Here is a 19,239-nt window from a genome sequence, read left to right as displayed (position 1 = left end):
GCTTTGATGACACTAAACCGAGTTATTCAAATGCCTAAGAAGATAAGACCAGGCCAGACCTATCTGTAGACCAGAATCGCCCTCCCTCAGGCTCGCATCCGTTGCGGCACGCTTCGATTCCAACTATGCTTTTGGATAAGGACACCTCTATGTGCCTTCAACTGAAGCCTTCCGCTCAATCGACAAAAGCACCTTCATGACAGCGCAGAAAAGTATCCGAAAAACTGCACTCCAATATGGCATCTTTTTTAGCCTCTTGTATTTTCTACTTATTTTTATCTCACACACCTATGTGTTAGAGCAGCTCTCGAACGAGTCCAGAAAACATCGCCTTGAAAAGGAGGTTGAGAGTTTTCAAACCATCATTGCAAACGAAATGCCGACGGTCGAAGAGATCGGCGGCATGGTCGATCGATTCCAATTGCTACTGGAACACGCCCTCATCGTTGAAATAAAAGATGGAAGCGTCATTGCCAGTAACAACGTAAATCAAACGAAGTTGCGTATGGTTTTAGAAAAGCCGGCGGGCTTTGTCGAAATATCCCACGGTGCAGATGGCCTTCTCGGATTAAAACGTGGTGTCGGAATTGATAATTCGCTTTCGTCAATCACCATCCTGGAAATGGAGAGTGGACTCGCTGAGCGATCCATTGGAGCTCACATGACCTTGCTTGCCGCCTCCGGTTTGTTACTCGTTGTTCTCTTGGCCCTGGTAGGCATCACGACTTACCTGGCCTTGAAACCGATCGAACACATCAAGGACGATATGAGACGGCTGCAATCTGGCAAACAACCTCGGTTGAATCCTGACGCACCAAAGGAGTTCAGTCCGCTGATCAAACAGTTCAATAATCTACTTGAACTAGCAAGTCGTCGGCTTGACCGCCATCGCCGCCTCAATTCTGATCTTTCTCACATGGTAAAGACCTCAATCTCTGCCAATCTCGCAATCCTGTCAGACACTGGTTCGTTACCTCCCTCCCGCGAGGACATAGAGTTCATGACCTCCAACCTAAAGGATCTAAGCCGGTCCTTGAACTACCGCATGAGCAAGGCAGATATATCTGGCAGGCAGATGGGGCAAACATGTTTGCCGGTTGAAATAGCGAATAACGTCATCTCTGTCATGGAAAAAATCTTTCCCGACAAGAGTTTTCGTATTAATACATCTTTGCCGAATAACTTCAGTTGGCCCATGGAGCGTCAGGACCTATCAGAGTTATTCGGTAACCTGCTCGAAAATGGCGGGAAGTGGAGTCGGGCCACGGTTGACGTTTCAATTAGCCCGACCGATTCAGGGCTAACGATAGAAGTTGCAGACGACGGCCCTGGGATTGATCCAGAAGCGGCCTCAAAAGTGATGGATAGAGGTTCCCGGCTTGACGAAACCGTTTCTGGGTTTGGACTGGGGCTGTCCATCGTGTCCGAAATACTAGAAGACAATTTCGGACAGATGAACATTGGATCCTCAGACACAGGGGGCGCCAGAATCACAGTTATGCTTCCTTTCCCAGAGTAGAGCAACAACCATAAATCCCCCTCCCCGCTACGACGGCGAGAATACCCTTCCCTGCTCGCGACAACAATTTTGTAATTCCACCTTCCTTCTACCGTTGTATATCCTCGAGTTTAGCCTTTGAGAAGTGCTTGAATAGAGCCGGTAAAACAAAAAGGGTTAGGAAAGTTGCCGTCACGAGACCACCAACAATCACGCTGGCCAGCGGCTTCTGGATTTCCGCCCCCACACCCGTCGACAATAGCATCGGTATCAAACCGAGCGCCGAGGTTATTGCTGTCATCAAAACAGGACGTAAACGGGAGACGGCACCTTCAAACACCGCGGTATCCACATTCAACCCGTCCTGTATTCGCTGATTGATGCTTTCGACCATAACGACCCCGTTAAGCACCGCCACACCAAACAGTGTGATGAATCCAACGGAACTGGGCACTGAAAGATACTGGCCGGAGATCCAGAGTGAAAAGACGCCACCAATAACGGCAAGCGGCACGTTGACCAGAATCAACAGCGCCTGACCAACCGAACTGAAAGCAAAGTAGAGCAACAGCGCAATCAGCCCCAGAGATACAGGTACCACAATGGTCAATCGCTTCTGAGCTCGCTGCTGGTTTTCAAACTGACCACCAATATCCACCGAATAGCCGGGGGGAAGGTTTACTTCTGACGCGATGGTATCCTGAATATCGGCAACCACGCTGCCCATATCACGACCCTGCACATTGGACTGAATGACCACACGGCGCTGGACGTCGTCGCGGCGGACCTGAGGCGGGCCGGACTCAATAGACACATCAGCCACATCACCGAGTCTCACCCAGGCCCCGGACGGCGCCTGTAACCTGAGATCGGCAATGGCATCCCGGTCTTCCCGGAAACGTTTTGCCAGGCGCACATAGATATCGTACCGCTCATTGCCGTTGATGATCTGGCCCGCAGCGGCACCACCCAGCCCATCCCGGACGACACTCATCACATCAGACACGGCAAGTCCGTATCGGGAAAGTGCCTGACGGTTAGGCTGAACCACCAACTGCGCTTCACCGGCAATCTGCTCCATGGCCACGTCCCGTGTTCCCTGAACTGTTCGGACCGCTGCTTCGATCTGTTGGCCTTTCTCCGCCAATACATCGAGATCCGGGCCAAAGAGTTTGATGGCCAACTGCGCACGAACACCTGACAACAATTCATCAACCCGAGTCGCGATAGGCTGAGAAAAGTTAAACAGTAGCCCCGGGTGCTGTTCGAGCTTCTCCTCAAACAGGGCCTGCAATTCATAGCGATTACTGGCGCTGGTCCATTCCGAAGTTGGTTTTAAGCCGATATAGATCTCTATGTTGTTTACGGGCTCCGGATCGCCGCCTATTTCTGCTCGACCAGCCCGGGACAGAGCGTAAGTCACTTCTGGAAATTCCATCAACATGGCTTCCAGTTTTGGCGCAACTTCAATCGCCGTATCAAGGCTTGATGAAGGGGCCAGCGTCACCCGGAGGTTGATCGTCCCTTCTTCCAGTTCAGGGACAAACTCAGTGCCGAGTCGAGGCACGACCAGGGCCGCCAGCACCACAAGAACAGCGGCAGCACCGACAACAGATCGGGTGTGTTTCAGCGACCAGTCAAGGCCCTGGCGATAAAGCTTCTCAAGAGGTTTTAAAACGAAGCTTTCCCGCTCCCGGATACCCTTGCGAAACACAAACGAAGCCAACGCAGGCACAACGATCAGAGCGACGATCACAGCGGAAACGATGGCCAGCATGATGCTGATTGCCATTGGCTGGAAAAGCTTGGCTTCCACACCTTCAAAACTGAACAGAGGCATAAAAACAACCAGGATAATCGCCGTCGCGAAAAAGATGGGCCGGGCCACTTCCCGACCGGCTTCCTGGAGACGAAGCGCAATGCCATGATCATCGTGTGACGCGTCCAATGGATCAGGGTCGTTTTCGACCAACTCGTCCCGTTGGGCGTCATGCTCAGCATCGGGATGGGTCAGATGCTTGAACATATTCTCAACCATAACAACAGAGCCATCCACCAGCATGCCGATTGCCACAGCAATACCGCCCAGAGACATCAGGTTGGCCGAGAGGCCGAACCAGGCCATGATCATGAGCGCAATACCGATGGAAATCGGTATTGAAAGCAGCACGAGCGTTGTTGCCCGCAAATTCATCAGGAACAGTGCAAGCACGATTGCAATAAACACAAAAGCCAACAGAAGCGCATTGGTCACCGTTTCTACCGCTTTGGTCACCAGATCCGCCTGGTTGTAATAGGGCTCAAAACGAACCCCACTCGGAAGCGCCTGGTTTATGCGATCAATGCGGGCCTCGATGCCGTCGATGGTGGCTTTGGTGTTGGCCCCCATTCGTTTGAGTACAATGCCAGAAACCACTTCACCCAGTTGTTCAACTTGACCGTCTTCGTCCTTCCGGGTCATGGTCACCGCACCCTGGCGAATTTCAGTGCCAAGTCCCACCTGAGCGACATCGCCCACGGTTACTGTGATGCCGTCACTGGTTTTAACGGGCACCTGACGGATCTGCTCCAGGCCCTGCTCGCCATTGCCCAGCCAGCCCATACCCCGAATAACCAACTGTTCCTGTCCGCGGCCCATGTACCAACCACCGACATTGGAGTTGTTGTTCTCCAGGGCTTCCATGACGTCGTTCTGTGATAAGTCATAGGACAGCATTCGAGCCGGATTCAGGTTCACCTGGTACTGGCGGACCTCTCCGCCAAACGACAGGATTTCTGTAACCCCTTCTGCCGGTATCAGCAACAGTTTGACCAGCCAGTCGTGCAGGCTGCGCAATTCCATTGCGTCGTACCCCGAATCCGGGTCCGCTATCAGCAAGTACTGGTAGACCTGGCCAAGACCGGACGTATTCGGGCCCATTTCAGGCACCCCGACACCGTCCGGAATCAGCTCCCGCGCGGCCTGCAAACGTTCGAACACCAACTGGCGCGCGAAATAGATATCCGTGCCCTCTTTAAAAACCACCGTGACACCGGACAACCCGGTTTTGGAGATGGACCGAACCTCCTCAACATCCGGCAAAGCATACATCACCGCTTCAATGGGATAGGTGATCAGTTGCTCTACTTCCTCAGCCGCAAGTCCGGGCGCCTCTGTATTAACAGCGACCTGGACGTTTGTAACGTCAGGAAAGGCATCAAGATTCAGTTTTGGGATCTGAAACGCGGCCGTGGCGATAAGCACTGCAAGCGCAATAAGAACCAACAGGCGGTTCTGAACCGCCCAGTCGACAACTCGGTTGAACATAATGGCTCCCGGAATCAGTGGTTGTGTGGGTCAAAGCCGCCTTTGGCAATTTCAGAGGCCACAAAAAATGCGCCCCGAGAAACAATCCGTTGGCCTGCAGTCAGGCCGGAAATTTCACGGAGTCCGCCAATTGAGCGGCCCAGTTCCACTTCCACAGGCTCATACTCCCCTTCAGCCTCTTCCACATAGACCGTCCAGTCGCCATCGGCGCCTCGCATTAACGCACTCTCCGGCACCGCAAGCACCGGCTCCGTGGTTTTAAAAAGGAAATACACATCTGCAAACATTCCGGGATGGAAACGATCTTCAGGATTGTCCAGCTCCAACCGAACAATCCGCGTGCGGGTCACAGCGTCAATGGTATGAGCTTCCTGTGATACCGTTGCCACAGCGACACGGCCTGCAATTCTTACTTCCGCTTCTGCTCCTTGCTTAAGGACAATATCGGAGTTTGCCGGCAGGTGAGCCTCTACCCAAAGTTCGCTTTCATTAGCCAGAGTCACCAGCGGTTGGCCTGCCTCAACTCTTTGTCCTTGCTCAAACTCATCGGTCAGCACTGCACCGTCCACGCGAGCCCTGAGCGTGTATTCACCGAGACTACCCATGCCGCTGGCCTTCAACGCACCAATGTCATCATCGTTTAGCCCATAAGCAAGCAGAGTCGCCCTCGCCGCTTCAATATTGGCTTTCGCGGTATTAAACCGTTGATCACCAACCACGGAACGACCCAGCCCGCTGATTCGCTCCCATTCAGGAAAAGCTTTCCTGTAATCAGCCTGCGCCTGTGCCACCGTCTCACTGAACAGGGTTACCAGCGGCTGGCCTTTGGTTATGTGCTCACCCAGCTCCACGTGACGTCTCAACACCACCGAGGCAACCCTGGGGGACACGTGATAACTGGTATAGCCGTTGGTCAGCAGCTCACCGGGAGCGTAGATTTCATAGTCAACGCGCTTGCTCTTGAGGGTTGCTACTTCAATGCCGGCGAGCTCTTTCTGTTTGGTATTGATGCTTGCGGTGGTTGCTTCTTCATGACCACCATCGCTCTCCTCTTCGTGGCCATGACCTTCTTCCTCTTCATGCTCACGTTCTTCAGCATGCCCGCCCTCATGCTCACCCTCGTCACCGGTGTCTTCTCGATGATCGTCGCCACCGGCGGCATGATCATGGCCCGCCTCCCTATGAGCATCTTCCTCGGCCTGTACCAGTGAAGGGGGGACTATAAACAGCGTCAACACAAATACTGAAATCAGAGCTTTTTTCATGATGAATATCCAGTTTCCAGAATATTATTGGAAGGGGGTGATCAGTTCGCCAGACTGGCTCAAGAGCTCAATCAGGCCCAGCTGCGCCAGCTTTTCCAGTTCAATACCGGTTTTCAGGCTCTCCGCGCGCTGGCCCAGCGCCTGGAGATACTCAGAGGTGGAGAGGTCGCCGACCTGCCACTGCCTCTCAAGCAAATCGGCACTTCGTTGCACACGCCCCTGGGATAGTTCTTTCCATCGACGAAGTTGCTTGTCGTATCGCTTCCAGGAAGCGCGAGCGCCTGCCAGGTCATATTGTTGTTTCCGGTAGAGCGCCTGAAACCGCGCTTCGGCCTCCAGAGCCCGTCGATTCGCGGCCCGGATTTCAGCGCTGTAGTTATTACGGACGTTCAGAGGGATCGAGAATGTCAGGCCAACCACGTTCTCGCCGCCGTCACGCCCTCCGCTCAGCCCTACTGTCGGCGATGCTGTGGCTTTGCGTCTCGCAACCTCTGCCTCACTTTTCAGCACCTGCCACTCGGCTCGAGCGACTGCAATTGACGGGTGTGACAGCAGATCAGCCTCACCAATCTGGGACTCCAGCGCTGGCCATATATACTCGGGGATTCCCCCATCCTGAGGCCTCCAGTCCGGCAGACGTTCTTGAACCTGAGTTTCTGCCCGATCAACTGCGGCCTTTGCCTGGGCGACTTCGCTCAACTGACGGGATAGATTTAGAAACAGAAGCTCTGCATCGGCACGCCCCAGATCACCTGCCTGCTGGCGCTGTTCAACCTGGTCCAGCAAAGCATCCAGGCGCTGCTGTTGGGATTCAGCAATTTCCTCAAACAGCGTAGTGGCGCGCCACTCGACAAGCGCAAACAATGATTCAGACGTTTGTGTCAGAACTGCTTCGCTCAAGCCAGCTTGCGCAGACAGCCTGATCAGCTTTGCCTTCTCCTGTAATGCGCCCTGTTGATCAGACCAATCGATCGTTTGTGACAGCCCTGCCTCAAAGTTATTCTCACTGCCCGTTCTGTCTGCTCCTACGGACAACTCCGGGTTATACAGCGGTTGTTCGCTTGCCTCAGCGTCCTCTTTCCGCGCTGCCGCCTGCTCTGTCGCTGCCAGTACCTCCGGGTGCTTGCTTATCTGGCCAGTGAGCCAATTCGCCCAATTAACAGTCTCAGCTTGACCGAACAGAGGAATGGACAATAGTACTGAACACAGCAACGCCCGAGGCGAGTGCTTGCTTGCCTTCATCGACTTTCTCCCGAAGCGATTAATAGCCAAAAATCATAGGTGTAAGGCGCCTATGACGAGGCAGGAAAAGATCGAGATAATAAGTGCAAACTTTGAAATGAGTTTGAATTCGGAAAAAAAGTTCAGATATGAGTCGCTAAAAACTCTTTGTAGCGCTTCTCAATGAGGCTAACCCGGATTTCTCATAGGTCCCCGGCAAGTCTCGCAGACTGAACTGGTTACCGCTATGGCCGGTCGGTTTCGGCCATGCCTGCCCAATAAGTGATCAATTCCCGTTGTCCGGACACACGGCCCCCTTTCCCCCATTGCGTCGGGCCGGGGGAGCCCGGGCTTCTATCCCGGAACCAGACGGCGTACCAGGTCAGAGAGTTCGTCTTTGTAAGGATAGGCATCACTCATCAACACCCGTATGCGCCGAGTGTTGCGAATGATGACCGCGCCCACCTTGATCAGCTTCAGCCGCAGGTTACTGGCGCTCATGCGCTCGAAGGGCGTTTTCTTCAGGTGAGCGCGTAATCGCTCGAACAACGTGTAGGCAAAGCCCGACAGAAGCAGCCGCCACTGATTGGTCCACCACCGCGTGCTGGAGGTGCGATCTGCGAACAGACACAACTGCTGATCCTTGATCCGGTTTTCCATGTCACCCCGGGCACAGTATTGCTCGTAGTAGAGTTTAACGCCGTCGTCGTAACGGGAGCTGATAATGAACCTGGGGTTGGCACCCAGTTCGCCCTCCTCCAGACGCGCGATCACCCAGCGGGGGTGTTTCCAGGTTCGGGCCTGGTACTGGAACCGGTAGGTGGCAGAGACTTTTTCTCCCAACTCCCCGTGAGCCCTGCGAACCAGCATCGAGGGTACGTCCACCTCCTTGAGCAGCCGGCTGTTTTTGCTGATGCCCACAAGGTAATCCACGTTATTCCGGTCGCACCAGCTCAGCAATCGGGGGCGATAGAAGCCGCTGTCACCCCGGAACACGATGCGGGTATCCGGCCAGTACTGCCGGATGAACTTCACCAGCAGGGCCAGAATGGCCCAGCTGTGGCGGCTGTCGCTTCGATTGCTGGTGCGCAGGTAGCTCACCAACAGGTGACGGCCGCAGAACACGTACAGCGGGAAGAAACAATGGTGATCGTAGTAGGCGTTAAAGAACTTGCCGGGCTGGTCGCCATGCACTGGAATATCAGTGCCATCGAAGTCCAGCACAATTTCCTTGGGTGGAGTCTCGTGCTGTTCAATGAAGTGATGCCACAGCAGTTCGTGGGCCTTGACCACGGCCTGCCGGTCTACGCGCTGCTCCATTCGGCACAGTGTTGATTTGCCCGCCAGAATGGCCTCTTCGCCAGTCGCGGTCTGAAGTGCCTGGTCAGCGTAACGTTTCGTGATCGTTGAGGTCTTCGTACCCGGCAGCCACGCCAAAGACCCGCTGCCGGACCATGGTTTGAAGCTTGTGACGAACCAGCACGGGATTACGGGCATCGTCCAGCACCGTAGCCAGGCGCTGAGTGAGCTGGTGTTGATTGTCGACTTCCCGAAGCAAAAGCAGTCCGGCATCGGAGGTGATGTGACCACCGGAGAAATCGGCTTCAATTTGACGGCGAGACAGTGGCGAGAAGGTCAGTTTTTCAGGTACCATTTTGGATAGCGGCTTTTGGTGCTTGGTGAACGGTGTAAGGTCCTGAAACTATAGCACTTTCAGCCGCTTTCTTTTATCCCGTCATGAGAAATCCGGGCTAGATTTAGTCGATAACAAATTCTAACCACCTGCTTGGCAGACAACATGTCCAGAAAACAACAACGCCCTTCAATAAAACGGAAACTGCTTACTTTCCTGACACTAACGGGTTTCGCGTGTACCGGGCTAATATTCTTCTCGCACACCCTTTTAATCGACTATATCCATGACGAGCTTCACAGACAGCAGCTACAGGCTGCAGCTAACCAGCTCTCAAAGATACTAACAAATGATAAAGAAGAAATTACAAAATCCTCTCTCAGAAATTTTTCATTGTCTCAATATTCTGTCCACATCGAAGACAGTCAAGGTCGGAGTTTTACAAGCGAGAACATTAAACCGAAATTACAGGTGGTAGAATCGTTCAGAAAGCCTGGAATTTTTCACATATCGGATGATGATCGATCAATCCTTGGCTACTACAAAATGTTTAATAAAAGGCAAGATAAACTAAGCGTTACTATAATTGAAAGAAGCTCCTACTCCCCAAACATACTTGACAAAATCCATGTTATTATATGGATCATATCGTTTATAATTCTCGTTACGATATCAATGATCATATTTATTGGGGTAACTATCGCACTAAAACCTTTAAAAATGATGAGCGCCCAATTAACTTCGCTTAAAAAGGGTGAGCGTAATAGACTGGATGAGAGCGTACCTGAAGAATTCGATGAACTTGTCAAACATCTTAATCGTCTATTAGAGTCGTACGACAAAAAACTTGCCCGTTCACGCCACCTAGCCGCAGATATTTCTCATAGCTTAAAAACCCCCCTTTCCGTCATAAACTCCATGATCAATGACGAAGCCATTCCCACCACATTCGCGAGTCAAATTAAGTCTCAACTGTCTGAAATGCACGAGCTGATCGACACTCAAATGAGAAAAACCGAAATGTCCGGTCAGTACATTGGAAAGGCGACACCAATCATTGAGAGAGCTCTGGCACTGGTGGACGTAGTCAGTCGAATTTATCCTTACAAACAGATCCATCTTCAAGAAACATTACCCAGAGAGCTTGTCTGGCCAATTGATGAGCGTGATTTTAATGAGATCTTGGGCAATGTGCTTGATAACGCTAGCAAATGGTGCTCTCAGGAAGTGCATTTACACTTGAAGCTTAACGATGACACTTTGACTATTCTTGTTGAAGACGACGGCCCAGGAGTGGCTTCACACCAGCTTGCCGATCTTACCAGGCGCCAGAAAAGACTGGATGAAACAACCCCTGGCTATGGCCTTGGTCTATCAATCGTTCAGGAAATCATAAATGACTACGGTGGCGCCATGCACTTCTCAACATCACCTAAAGGCGGTCTTCGGGTTCTAATCGAGCTTCCCAGAAGCATTTGACGACTACAAGGGCAACTTATCCAGCTTTAGTCAGCGACCAGCAGGCATAGCACCCCGATACACCAACGTCTCAACGTCAAAACTGTCGCTTTGAACTGAGTTTTCATCAGGCGACATAAAGAATAACCCTGTATTGCCTGATATGGGGGACACCGGAGCCTACGTTAGAAGACTTGTTGACTGCGTTTTGGGAGATTTCCCGAATCTCAGTGTCAACCAATCAACTCGCGTCTCATAAACACCTATCCTATCTTCGGCTGCACTGGATTCCTGTGGAATCCCAATATTAACTGCACCCTCACCAGAGCGTACTAGGAGGTTCGGCAAAAACAGTGTTTGCCTCGGACTAAACACCAGCTCAGGCGACACGTCGTAAGTCATACTCGTGCCCGCCACCCGGTTTCCAATCTCATAGCCCAGACGGGGCCCCTCAGTGCCAGCAGGAAAAAATGAAACCTCCCCTTGAGAGACGGTCACCATATTCAAAGGTCCCGATTTGCTCTGAACAACGGCATCGATTACCCGAAACACTGGCGTGTATCGGCTTAATTTTTCATGATCGACCTTATCAAGATCAGGCCCGTTTGGTGAGATTGATATTTGATAAACCTCTGAACCAAACCCCTGATCTGAGTAGAAAGACTGCCCGAGAATAGTTTCCCGGCGGCCGTCAGCATCCAAATCCTGCAATCCCAATATTAAGGGAATGAAACCGATGGCTTCGGCCTTCCCCTCGGCCAACTGGATCAAAGAACTTGAAACGCGACGGCCATTCCACTGATTCAAAATGAGGTAGTATGAGTTTTCTGAAACGTACCAGTCCATTCGGATGACTTTCTCCCGACGGGGCACCTCAATGGACGTCAGGCTCTGAACAGCCCCCCTCTGGAATCAACATGAAAAAAGCTGAGTTTGTTTCCATGCTCCGCCGCAAAATAGTAATCGCTGCCAGAACGAAGCGCGGACAACGACTTTGCGTTGATGGGCAGTCTGGCAAATGGAGATGCTAAAGCCTCCTCCTCAACCGAACCTACCCGATGTGCTTCAGCATCGGTCTGTACGATGCCGACCAACCAGGTGTTATTGTAGGTCGCAACGGCTTGACCTCTCCCGGTAACTTGAAAGCGCACCAATGGCACATCGTTTGACGCCTCTGGCTCGTCCCGCCACAAAAGATCAGGAAATCGGGCTTTCAACGCCGGCGTTACCGGCGTGGGATCGCCGACTCTGTCAGTAAACACCGCCGGAATACCGTAGAAGCGTTTCGATACAGCGCCAACGGAGGGCATCGCTCCAAACAGCACTTTCCCTACCACCCGATCCTTTCCGATACTCTCGATACCGATGACTGCAAGGTTTTTTTCCGGGATGCCTGCATCGCCAGGCTCCCGCAACACAACAAATAAATCACCCACCTCAACACTAGTATCGCCAACTTTGAGGGAAAGCACTTTTTGATCACGATCTACCTGAGTGACTTCTGCCTTTGCTGGATGCTCGCGCTCAACCGCCTGTACCGCGCCAGCTAGTAGTAGCATCAGGAACACAAATACTGCAGAACGAGTAATCATAGGAAAAAGCCACTTAATGCGGATTCATTTCGTATAACGAAAACGGGGTGGCGCTCCCACCACCCCATTTTTGTTAGAACTTGTACCTTACCCGACCGGCAACATGAACAATGTCCTGATCGCTTTTGCCGTCCTGCAAGGCAGTTTCCTCCAGCGCATCCATGGCATCACCTGATGCAAGGTATGCAGCTTCTGCCGACAGCTCCAGCGAAGGGTGTGGGAAGTAGGAGACCTTGGAGCCAAATTCCAGCCCCAGATCTTTTGAGCACGATCCATCTGCAAGTGCAATATCCTCAGCCAAGCGGTTGTAGACCATCATTCCGCTGACCGTAATATTGGCCGCTAGTTTATGATCGAGCTGAAGCTTGTTCATGAAATACCCTTTGTCGAGGATATAGGGCGTTTCGGCGAAGTAGTCATCGCTCGTCATGTTTTCCTGAAAAATCATACTGTCGCTGAAGTCGACATCCGTGGCGATGAAGGCGTCGAAGTCCGCATCTTGCTCATTGCCATCACCCGATGCGTAGAGCACGGTGTACGTCAGTTCGTTTGGCCCAAATTGCAGCCAGAGCTCGCCGCGTCCCAGAAAGGTCGTAGTTCGTATTGGGATTCGTAGCACCATTCAAAGGGACGAAATTGACACCCTCTATTGTGCCGCTTTGGCCAATCACCGTACCCTTCACGAACATGCGTCCCAGCGACGTTTCCTGATCATAATCCAGCTCCACCCCAACGCTGGAAACGGAATATTTGGAGTTATCAGCGATACTCTTCAGTTCATATTCCCTGCTATTTACCGTACCTACTCCCTCAGCAATTGATCATTCATCTGATAGAGGTAGAAAAGGCCCGCGCTCAGGTTCGGTGAGTAACGCTTGTTCAGGTTGATCGCGAAGTTGTCCGCGCCATCCCAGCCTTCGTCCTGTTCTGAGTCGACGCCGCTCTCATTGGAAGAGTCACCTCGCCCCCATAACAACTGATAGTCAAATCCAGAGCCCAGTGAGCCTTTCCAAACAGCGGCTGTGGCGGTTTCAGTCCAGACATGTCGGTTCACTGACACTGGCTGCAAGCCCAGCGAGACGCGCTGGTCTAGCGTGTTGGGCACCAAGAAATCCACATAAGCCCACCGTGTTTCGATGTTCACACCATCACCGGAATAGTCGCCACCCGACCCCTCACCGTAGCGGATGCCACCAATCTCCGTCGCGAATACACCGGTAACTTTCTTGTCGTCGGAAGTTGCCTTCGCCCAGAAGCGATATTTGACCTCGCCGAAGCTCTCGGTCGGCTCGTCATCTTTCAGCGTACCGCCACCTGAGTTACCACCAGCAAACCAGTCTCTTTGATTGGTGTAGGCCTGAAAGCGGTTATCCATATCACCGTGGAATTCAACCTCCGCTGCCGTCGCGGCCCAACTTCCCGACAGTGTTGTCATCCCTGCAATCGCAGTGGCCAGAATGTTGCGTTTCAACGTATTCCCCTCCAGTTTCTTTCTTAATTGTTTGTGATATCCGATTCGTACGGATCGTGGCGCAAATCTTAAAACCAGCTAGAACAACGAACTAAAGGTCAAAAAAAAGGCGAGAATGAAGCATTCCCGCCATTAAATAACCTTAGTTAACTCACAAGTAGACTCTCACACGAACCTTAAATGAGCTTGAAATCCGGAAAAGATTTCAGATACGTCGGTCCCCCTGTATTCAGCGATCACGCTCGACTCTACATGGAAAACTTATGCTCGAAGCCCACACCAAATGTGGAGTCCTCAGAGTCGGCCAAGTCCGCCTCCACCTGAGACACATACGCATAGACCTTACTCTTGCTCGCCAGTTTATAATCGAGCCCCAAGGCCAGCAGGGTTAGCTCCTCGTTTGTTGTCTCGGCTTCGGTCAGTCCGTACTGTGCCTTGATCTTCCAACGCTCAAGATTAACGGCACCACCAACCAGATAAGACGTATCTTCTCCAGGGCCATCGCTTTCTTCTGCCAACTGGTAAACTGCGCCGATTTCGAAGTTGCTTAATCGGACCTTCCCTACGGTTCGCAGGATATTGAGACGACTATCGCCACTTGAATCTGTAGTGGTTCAATGATTCCGGACACCAACGTAGGTGGTAAGATCGCCACCATAAACGAGGTGTCTGATGACCAGAAAGCGACGTTCTTTTTCTCCTGAGTTCAAACAGGAAGCAGCCAGCTTGGTGCTGGATCAAGGTTACACGATTCCGCAGGCCAGCGTGTCTCTGGGAGTTGGTGAAAGCGCTGTTCGGCGTTGGGTTCAACAACTGACGGACGAGCGTAAGGGCGTCACTCCGAAAGGCAAGGCGTTAACCCCGGAGCAGCGACGTATTCAGGAGCTGGAAGCCCGCTGCAATCGCCTGGAGCGAGAGAAAGAAATATTAAAAAAGGCTACAGCTCTCTTGATGTCGGACGAGATGAATGGTACGCGCTGATAGACCGGTTGGGGGAGCAGGAGTCAATTGAACTGGTCTGTGAAGCGTTTGATATCAGTCGTTCCAGCTATTACGAGTACCGCCAACGGCGGAACCGTGTAGATGTGGAGCGCCTGGCCCTGAGGGCTCAGGTAAACCGCCTGTTTACCAAGAGCCGCAGCTCTGCCGGCAGTCGTACAATCATAGGCTTGCTCCGCGAGGAAGGCGTTGTCGTTGGTCGCTTTAAAGTTCGACGACTGATGAGCGAGTTGGGGCTGATCTGTAAGCAGCCAGGCCCTCATGCCTACAAGCAGGCTACCGTTGAACGACCAGATATCCCGAACCATCTGGACCGGGAGTTTGCAGTAGAACGGCCTAACCAAGTCTGGTGTGGTGACATCACCTACATCTGGAGCGGCCAGCGATGGAGCTATCTGGCTGTGGTGCTGGACCTATATGCCCGGCGAGTTGTTGGCTGGGCAATGTCATCCAGTCCGGATGCGGACCTGGTTGTAAAAGCTCTGGATCACGCCTGGGAACAGCGTGGTCAGCCAGAGAAAGTCATGTCCCACTCGGATCAGGGCAGTCAGTACGCCAGTCGCAAGTTCCGTCAGAGGCTCTGGCGCTATCGAATGACACAAAGCATGAGCCGGCGTGGCAACTGCTGGGACAACGCACCGATGGAGCGACTGTTCCGAAGTCTGAAATCTGAGTGGATACCGGCCCTGGGTTATCGAAATCTGCCTGAGGCAAAAAGAGATGTTGGTGGCTATCTGATGGACTACTACAACCGGCAGCGGCCTCACGCATTCAACGGCGGCATTTCGCCTGTTGCAGCTGAGGAAAACCTTAAAATACTGTCCGGGATTAGTTGACCACTACAGATACAGCCTTGAACCAGATTCTCAATAGCAGACATGGAAAGATCGCATGCCACAATAACGATATTCTTGCTCATGCGAGCATTGCCTGGCTTGCGCAGCATCAGCCACATCAATTGAACTGGCGCTGAAACGCCCTGTGGCACCGGCTTCGCGATCTAACTGTTCCGCCCGTTTGCGCCCTTTGTCCAGCGACCGGCCTGCCAGGACAATGTTGCCTTCGATCCGTTGCCCCAAGAGTGTTGCAATAGCCGCCCCTGCAGCTCCATAGCCACCAAGGATAAGAACGCTCTTGTTGCTCTGTCTCATCGTTGCTCAAACTCCTTTTTGACGTACTCCAGTTCAACCCTTTAGTTACTACAGGGTCAAGCCGCAAGCCGTCGAATCGCGGTGGATTAACCAGTGTCGTCAAAAACTAACGACTTAACGTTGACCCTGTAGTGACTACAGGGTTTTAAATAACGGAACTCGTGCAAGAACCGGAGCCGCGAAAATGAGCAAACCCTGCGATGGACCGTGTGGCAGCGAAGATTCTGTCGTAAACAATGAGTTTCAGAGACCCGTCACCGCCGAAACAGGCAGCCAGCTCAGCACCTACAGCGTGCCAAAAATGGATTGCCCCTCAGAAGAGCTAATGATTCGAAGGGCTCTCACGGGTTTTGACAACATTCAGTCACTCTCATTCGACCTATCGAATCGAAAGCTGGAAATTATCCATCAAGGCGAAACCGGACCTATTACCAACAAACTGGAAACCCTGGGTCTGGGGGCTTCCTTGCAGAAGACAGAAGACGCCAGCCCTGAGTCCGTCAGGGCGGCTGAATCGTCTCATGCCAACGAGACTGAGGAATCCGGCACTTTATGGATACTGCTGGCAATCAACGGCCTGATGTTTCTGGTCGAGATGACGATGGGCCTGATCGCGCAGTCTGCTGGCCTAATTGCAGACTCGCTAGACATGCTTGCCGACGCTGCCGTCTACGGTCTTGCTCTTTACGCCGTTGGGCACGGCATCAAAATGCAGGTCAGAGCTGCGCATGTGGCTGGCATTCTCCAGCTTATCCTTGCCGTCGGTGTACTGGTTGAGGTTGGCAGGCGTTTTCTGTTCGGCAGTGATCCCCAGTCGTCAATGATGATGACCGTCGCCTCTGTTGCTCTCGTTGCCAACATCAGCTGCCTTCTTCTGATCGCAAAACACCGTGAAGGCGGTGCTCACATGAAAGCCAGCTGGATCTTTTCGGCCAATGATGTGGTTATCAATCTGGGAGTTATCCTTGCGGGGCTTCTTGTTGCCTGGACCGGTTCAAACTATCCGGATCTGGTTATTGGCGGCGTTGTGGGAGGCATTGTATTCATTGGTGCCAAGCGCATCCTTGCACTAAAAGGATAATTCGATGTCTGAACACCGTGCTAGTTTTTCTACGTTTATCTTTCTCGGCTTTTCCACACTGGTAGCGCTGGCCGACCAGCTTATTAAATGGCTCGTCCAGCAATCCATGGCTTACGGGCAATCGGTTGAGATCACTCCTTTCTTTAATTGGGTGCACGTATGGAATAAAGGCGCTGCCTTTAGTCTCTTCGCCGATGGCGGGGGCTGGCAGCGATATTTTTTTATTGCGATAGCCGTTGTCGTCTCGGCTGTTCTGGTCAAATTGATGCGGGACAGCCATAAGCGAACAGAAGCCCTGGCCTATGCGATGGTACTTGGCGGTGCATTCGGAAATGTCATCGACCGAGTTTTCCGAGGCTACGTTGTCGATTACCTGGATTTCCATTGGCAATCTTGGCATTGGCCGGCGTTCAACCTTGCCGACGTGTTCATCCTCCTGAGCGTGGCCATGATTTTGGTCACGGGCTTCACAGCCGAGAAAGGTGCCGGGAATAACATGGAAAATCGCCAGAATGGCTAGTTTTCGCGCGGTCGCAACACTCGCTAAGCCCTCTGAGCCAGGCTTAGCGAGTGTTGCGACTACGTTTAATTGAACAGCAACGACCAAGGAGAAAACAATGGGCCACGAGCATGCTCACATGTCACCGGATACTAAGGATAAGAGAGTTGCAGTAGCTATCTGGGCGAACGGTATCCTAACCTTGGCTCAGATCGCTGGAGGGATCTTCGCTGGCAGCTTGGCGCTGATAGCCGACGCTATACACAACTTTTCGGATATGGCGTCACTATTTATCGCATTTGCGGCGCGGAAGATTGCACGCCGCCCGGCCGACTCGAAGATGACCTTTGGCTACGGGAGAATTGAGGTTGTTGCGGCACTCATAAATTACACCACTTTGATAATGATCGGGGCATATTTGATCTACGAAGGTGGCATGCGATTCATAGATCCCCCGGAAATCAAGGGGTGGTGGGTAGTTTGGCTTGGCATTATCGCATTGGTAGTGGATGGTTTGACCGCGCTGCTTACTTACTCCATGCAAAAGGACAGCGTCAACATCCGTGCGCTGTTTCTACACAACTTGTCTGATGCGTTTGCGTCAATTGCAGTCGTTGTAGGCGGCGCCCTGATTCTCCTGTACGACATGCGTTGGGTTGATCCCGCGATCACAATTGGTATCGCAAGCTATATTCTCTACCTGGGTCTAACGGAAATCGGCGGAACCATCCGGACACTCATGCTGGGTAGTCCATTGGATATCGACACAGATTCTGTCATCGAGGCTTTATCAAACGTAGAAGGCGTTTTAGACCTTCACCACGTACATTTCTGGCAGATGGGTGAGCATGATGCCTCCCTCGACGCCCATGTGGTGGTCGAAATAAGTGCCTGGAATGAACTTGAAAAAGTCAAGGGTGGGATAAAACGAACTTTGGAAAACGAGTTCGGCATCACTCATTCAACATTGGAGTTTGAACATCCTGATCACAGTCACAAAGATGCCCATACTTATGGCCATGGCTAGCAGGGCTGCTGAAAAGGGTACCGTGTGGCAGATATGCTGCGAATGGCCGACATTCCACTCGGTTACGAGCACGCCATGCGAGACGTAATTGAACGCCACCAGGTCTGGGCCTACCTCATCGCTGTTGTTTTCGGACTGTCTGTGGATTGGACATCATCCCTCGGTGACAGTGTGCCGGATTACTTAATCTGGGGGTTGCTCGGAGTTCTGCTCTACGCCACATTTACTCAAACACCGTTGACCCACCTGTCTGATATGTTCCGGGACCGTCGGTTCATGGGTGCCTTGCTCACCGGAAATTTTCTGGTCATGCCGGCGATCACTGCCTTGCTGATATTGGCGCTGCCGGACAATGACGCGCTGAAGTTGGGAGTGCTTCTGGTATTGCTGATGCCCTGTACCGACTGGTTTGTCACCTTCACTCACCTAGGCAAGGGGGACAGCACCCGAGCCATTGCGGCAACACCGGTTCTGCTGATTGCTCAACTGGGTCTTCTTCCACTTTACCTCTGGCTTTTCATGGGTAATCAGTTCGACGTGAATCTTGAGCTTGGGCGGCACCTCCTGCCGGCCTTTGGCGGGCTGATTATTGTCCCGCTTATCCTGGCATTTCTGACTGAAAAATGGGCCGAAAACTCCAGAAAAGCCATCGGGTTCATTCGCTTCATGGGTCTGATGCCGGTCCCTCTGCTGACAGTCGTACTGTTCATCATCTCAATGACACAGGTCAGCCAGATCGACAGTACCGGCTCACTTATCTGGCCCTTGATGATTCTATTTCCGGCCTATCTTCTAGCTGCGGCTCTGGTTGGAAAGGCTCTGCGCCGGGTCTTTCGATTACCGGTAGAAACCGGTCGCACCGTCATCTTCAGCCTAGGAACACGCAACTCCTTCGTGGTTTTACCTTTGGCACTGTCAATGCCAGAGGCCTGGGCTGTGGCCGTCGTGGTGATTGTCGTCCAGTCTTTGTTGGAACTGTTTGGAATGATGCTTTATCTGCGGTGGGTGCCTAGTCGGCTGCTACCGGACACCTGAAT

Annotated in this window: 15 protein-coding genes and 2 pseudogenes; 7 read left to right on the top strand and 10 right to left on the bottom strand. The window is 52.4% G+C overall.

All coding sequences use genetic code 11. The features are described 5' to 3' along the window. The first annotated feature begins 151 nt into the window (after positions 1 to 151). Complete coding sequence (locus tag J122_RS07870; protein ID WP_227510126.1) at positions 152 to 1,519, top strand: sensor histidine kinase; 1,368 nt, start codon at positions 152 to 154, stop codon at positions 1,517 to 1,519. A gap of 88 nt (positions 1,520 to 1,607) precedes the next feature. On the opposite strand, the gene J122_RS07865 is transcribed toward J122_RS07870, so the two are convergent. From J122_RS07865 to J122_RS21125, 4 genes and pseudogenes are all read right to left on the bottom strand, one after another. Next, entirely contained in the window at positions 1,608 to 4,805 is a 3,198-nt protein-coding gene (locus J122_RS07865; RefSeq protein WP_061331740.1) for an efflux RND transporter permease subunit, read from the bottom strand. A gap of 14 nt (positions 4,806 to 4,819) precedes the next feature. Then, positions 4,820 to 6,070: an efflux RND transporter periplasmic adaptor subunit gene (locus J122_RS07860; RefSeq protein ID WP_061331739.1), complete on the bottom strand. Its 1,251-nt coding sequence runs from the start codon at positions 6,068 to 6,070 to the stop codon at positions 4,820 to 4,822. A 24-nt stretch (positions 6,071 to 6,094) separates the two neighbouring features. Beyond that, the gene (locus J122_RS07855; RefSeq protein ID WP_061331738.1) at positions 6,095 to 7,312 is read right to left on the bottom strand and encodes a TolC family protein; all 1,218 of its coding nucleotides are present in this window, start codon (positions 7,310 to 7,312) and stop codon (positions 6,095 to 6,097) included. Between the two features lie 333 nt (positions 7,313 to 7,645). Then, positions 7,646 to 8,945 (bottom strand): annotated as a pseudogene (locus J122_RS21125) (IS1380-like element ISMaq4 family transposase). A 144-nt stretch (positions 8,946 to 9,089) separates the two neighbouring features. On the opposite strand from J122_RS21125, the gene J122_RS07840 reads away from it, so the two are divergent. Beyond that, complete coding sequence (locus J122_RS07840; protein ID WP_061331736.1) at positions 9,090 to 10,403, top strand: sensor histidine kinase; 1,314 nt, start codon at positions 9,090 to 9,092, stop codon at positions 10,401 to 10,403. A 159-nt stretch (positions 10,404 to 10,562) separates the two neighbouring features. Here J122_RS07840 and J122_RS24785 read toward each other — a convergent pair whose 3' ends face one another. The 5 genes and pseudogenes from J122_RS24785 to J122_RS07825 all read right to left on the bottom strand — a co-directional run. Next, complete coding sequence (locus tag J122_RS24785; protein ID WP_227510125.1) at positions 10,563 to 11,228, bottom strand: hypothetical protein; 666 nt, start codon at positions 11,226 to 11,228, stop codon at positions 10,563 to 10,565. Between the two features lie 38 nt (positions 11,229 to 11,266). Further along, complete coding sequence (locus tag J122_RS24780) at positions 11,267 to 11,974, bottom strand: hypothetical protein (protein WP_227510124.1); 708 nt, start codon at positions 11,972 to 11,974, stop codon at positions 11,267 to 11,269. A gap of 73 nt (positions 11,975 to 12,047) precedes the next feature. After that, on the bottom strand, positions 12,048 to 12,506 hold the full coding sequence (locus tag J122_RS24775; protein ID WP_227510123.1) for a hypothetical protein: 459 nt from the start codon (positions 12,504 to 12,506) through the stop codon (positions 12,048 to 12,050). Positions 12,507 to 12,776: 270 nt separating this feature from the next. Next, entirely contained in the window at positions 12,777 to 13,445 is a 669-nt protein-coding gene (locus J122_RS24770) for a hypothetical protein (protein WP_227510122.1), read from the bottom strand. Between the two features lie 248 nt (positions 13,446 to 13,693). Further along, positions 13,694 to 14,026, bottom strand: a pseudogene (locus tag J122_RS07825) (porin); the annotation flags it as partial. Between the two features lie 91 nt (positions 14,027 to 14,117). Here J122_RS07825 and J122_RS07815 point away from each other — a divergent pair. Then, positions 14,118 to 15,280, top strand: a protein-coding gene (locus J122_RS07815; RefSeq protein ID WP_156471733.1) for an IS3 family transposase whose coding sequence is annotated in 2 segments (ribosomal slippage) — positions 14,118 to 14,373 and positions 14,373 to 15,280 — 1,164 coding nt in all. Because the reading frame shifts where the segments join, the coding sequence is not laid out codon by codon here. A gap of 30 nt (positions 15,281 to 15,310) precedes the next feature. On the opposite strand, the gene J122_RS07810 is transcribed toward J122_RS07815, so the two are convergent. Then, entirely contained in the window at positions 15,311 to 15,595 is a 285-nt protein-coding gene (locus tag J122_RS07810; protein WP_058091789.1) for a KR domain-containing protein, read from the bottom strand. 184 nt (positions 15,596 to 15,779) lie between these two features. Here J122_RS07810 and J122_RS07805 point away from each other — a divergent pair, with 184 nt between their 5' ends. From J122_RS07805 to J122_RS07790, 4 genes are all read left to right on the top strand, one after another. Continuing rightward, positions 15,780 to 16,676 carry a cation transporter gene (locus J122_RS07805; RefSeq protein ID WP_058091790.1) on the top strand — a complete coding sequence of 299 codons (897 nt, stop codon included), beginning with the start codon at positions 15,780 to 15,782 and terminating at the stop codon, positions 16,674 to 16,676. 4 nt (positions 16,677 to 16,680) lie between these two features. Next, entirely contained in the window at positions 16,681 to 17,196 is a 516-nt protein-coding gene (gene lspA / locus J122_RS07800) for a signal peptidase II (RefSeq protein WP_011786687.1), read from the top strand. Positions 17,197 to 17,293: 97 nt separating this feature from the next. Further along, the gene (locus J122_RS07795; RefSeq protein ID WP_008169406.1) at positions 17,294 to 18,202 is read left to right on the top strand and encodes a cation diffusion facilitator family transporter; all 909 of its coding nucleotides are present in this window, start codon (positions 17,294 to 17,296) and stop codon (positions 18,200 to 18,202) included. Between the two features lie 33 nt (positions 18,203 to 18,235). Beyond that, entirely contained in the window at positions 18,236 to 19,237 is a 1,002-nt protein-coding gene (locus tag J122_RS07790) for an arsenic resistance protein (protein ID WP_206769037.1), read from the top strand. The last annotated feature ends 2 nt before the right edge of the window (positions 19,238 to 19,239 follow it).

Source organism: Marinobacter excellens LAMA 842, from assembly GCF_001574445.1.
Classification (GTDB): domain Bacteria; phylum Pseudomonadota; class Gammaproteobacteria; order Pseudomonadales; family Oleiphilaceae; genus Marinobacter; species Marinobacter shengliensis.
The sequence above is the reverse complement of the archived record's forward strand: the minus strand, read 5'-3'. Positions and strand labels throughout refer to the sequence as shown.